2 protein-coding genes are annotated in these 2,759 nt (G+C 68.8%); both read left to right on the top strand.

Going from position 1 to position 2,759, the window contains the following annotated elements:
• A partial coding sequence (locus ACOJUF_RS25525; RefSeq protein WP_420124611.1) for a hypothetical protein occupies positions 1-618 on the top strand: 618 nt, incomplete at its 5' end.
• Positions 619-1,104: 486 nt separating this feature from the next.
• Entirely contained in the window at positions 1,105-2,607 is a 1,503-nt protein-coding gene (locus tag ACOJUF_RS25520; protein WP_420124612.1) for an NCS1 family nucleobase:cation symporter-1, read from the top strand.
• The last annotated feature ends 152 nt before the right edge of the window (positions 2,608-2,759 follow it).

The raw sequence follows: 2,759 nt of genomic DNA, 5'->3' as shown, positions 1-2,759 counted from the left end.
GGCGCCGACGGCCGCCCCGGATCCGGCGCCGATCCCGCCGGCGAGGCCCGGCCGGCTCCGACCCTGGGCGTCGTCTACCTCGACTGCACGCCGCTCGGCGCCGCCGACGTCCGCAATGTGGGCCGCACCCGCGCCGATGCGGTCACCGCCCTGAGTGAGGCGCTGCACACCGACGGTGGAGTCGGGGTCCGGATGACGGCCGAGGTTCTGGCCCAGCAGTCCCAGTGGTCGACCGGCCGCTTTCCGTTCCTGGACGTTCGCTGGCCCGACCTGACCTACAAGGTGGACCAGGTCTGGCACGAGAAGATCTCCGGGCCCGGCGTCTCGACCCAGCTGATCAAGGACCAGTACGGCGTGATCCGGCGGATGGACATCGACGCGGTGGCCCGCGATCTCGGCCCGGGCGCGCGCATCGTCTACTTCCGGCCCGAGGTCGCGGCCGACGACCGGGTGGTTCGGGTCGCCGCCGCCGAGGCGACCTTGCTCGGACTCGCCCGGGAGCTGGACCTGGACGTGCGCATCGCCCCGATCCCCGGCGGGCACCACGCCGCGGCGGAGAGCAACACCGACGCCTACCTTTCCGTTCTCGAATCGGTGCGCACCGGGCGGCGCAGCTGACCGGCCATTCCGGGACAGATCACCGGCATTTGTTTCGCCATTGTTTCGACAGCATTTTGCCGATGTAATCGACTCCGGCCGGGCGGTGTCGCGGTGTGATCTGCCTCCTGCATCCGCGGGACCACCCGGACGTTTGCCCATGTCAGAGCGGTCGACCGCACCACCGGGGGGGCGCCGTCAGACCGCCGTGGAGATATATCGGGCCCGGAGCACGATATATCTTGCTTCACCCGAACGGGCGTTGGATGCTGTTCCCATCGAATTTGTCGGGCGTTCCCAGGTGGCCGATCCGGACGGCCATCCGGCAAATCCGCAGACACACCGCGCACTGTGTCGAGTCGTTCCCGGTGTTTTCCCCGCCACCGAGCCCGTTGCCGTGCCCGGCCCAGATGTCGATCGGTAGGAGCAAGAAGCATGACCGACAAGCAGGTGACCGCCGCCCCCGTCCAGGATGCGACCGGCGCCCCTGAGCACCACCATCCGTCCATGCACGACCTGACCCCCGAGCACCCGGCCGGCGCCGGCGTGATCAAGCCCGGCTACGACGACCGGCTGACCAACGAGGACCTCGCCCCGCTGCGCAAGCAGACCTGGGGCTCGTACAACTTCTTCGCCTTCTGGATGTCCGACGTCCACAGCGTCGGCGGCTACGTCACCGCGGGCAGCCTGTTCGCCCTGGGCCTGGCCGCCTGGCAGGTGCTGGTCGCCCTGCTGGTCGGCATCACCATCGTGTACTTCCTGTGCAACCTGGTCGCCCGGCCCTCGCAGGCCACCGGCACCCCCTACCCGGTCGCCTCCCGCATCTCCTTCGGCGTCCTGGGCGCCAACATCCCGGCCATCATCCGCGGGCTCATCGCGGTGGCCTGGTACGGCATCCAGACCTACCTCGCCTCGGTGGCCCTGGTCCTGCTGGCCATCAAGCTCTGGCCCGGGCTGGCCCCCTACGCCGAGACCGCGCAATACGGTTTCGCCGGGCTGTCCCTGCTGGGCTGGGTCGGATTCATGATCATGTGGGTCGCCCAGGCGGTCGTCTTCTGGCGCGGCATGGAGGCCATCCGCAAGTTCATCGACTTCTGCGGACCCGCCGTCTACGTGGTCATGTTCGCGCTGGCGATCTACCTGGTCGCCGCCGCGGGCTGGGACAACATCGACTTCAACCTGGCCGAGGGCGGCCTCACGCTGACCGGTTGGGCCGTCATCCCGGTGCTGCTGTCGGCGATCGCCCTGGTCGTCTCCTACTTCTCCGGCCCGATGCTGAACTACGGCGACTTCGCCCGCTACGGCAAGACCTTCGGCGCGGTGAAGAAGGGCAACTTCCTCGGCCTGCCGGTCAACTTCCTGGTCTTCTCGCTGCTGGTCGTGGTGACCGCCGCCGCGACCCGTCCGGTCTTCGGCGAACTGATCATCGACCCCGTGCACACCGTCGCCCGGCTCGACAACGTCTACGCCGTCATCCTCGGCGCGCTGACCTTCATGATCGCCACCGTCGGCATCAACATCGTGGCCAACTTCGTGTCCCCGGCGTTCGACTTCTCCAACGTCAACCCGCAGAAGATCTCCTGGCGGATGGGCGGCATGATCGCCGCGATCGGGTCGGTGCTGATCACGCCGTGGAACCTGTACAACTCCCCGCAGACCATCCACTACACCCTGGACATCCTGGGTGCGTTCATCGGCCCGCTGTACGGCGTGCTGATCGCGGACTACTACCTGGTCAAGCGGCGCCGGGTGAACGTGGATGCGCTCTACACGCTGAACCCGAACGGCACCTACCACTACCGCAAGGGCTACAACCCGGTTGCCATCGTCGCGACGGTGGTCTCCGCCCTGGCCGGCGTGCTGGTCGTCTTCTTCGGGTCCACCGAGGCCGCCACCTACACCTGGTTCATCGGTGCCGGGATGGGCTTCGCCCTGTACATCGTCGGCAGCCGGCTGTTCGCCGTCCAGGCCAACTACCCGACGCCCGAGCAGCAGGGCGCGGTGCGCTGACCGCAGCCTGATCCCGCAATCGGATCCCGCAGCCGGATCCCTCAGTCGGATCCCGCAGTCGGATCGGTCTGATCCGCATGGACGTGCCCCCGGCCGGACCCCCGGCCGGCGGCGCGGCCGCGTCCCCCCCCCGGCGGCCCGCCGCCCGCCAG

It is taken from the genome of Nakamurella sp., from assembly GCF_048594475.1.
In the GTDB taxonomy this organism is placed as follows: Bacteria; Actinomycetota; Actinomycetes; order Mycobacteriales; family Nakamurellaceae; genus Nakamurella.
The sequence above is the reverse complement of the archived record's forward strand: the minus strand, read 5'-3'. Positions and strand labels throughout refer to the sequence as shown.

What these genes read in the sequence shown, in the direction of transcription:
- ACOJUF_RS25520 (WP_420124612.1), top strand. Translation starts at nt 1,105, where the DNA reads ATGCACGACCTGACCCCCGAGCACCCGGCCGGCGCCGGCGTGATCAAG.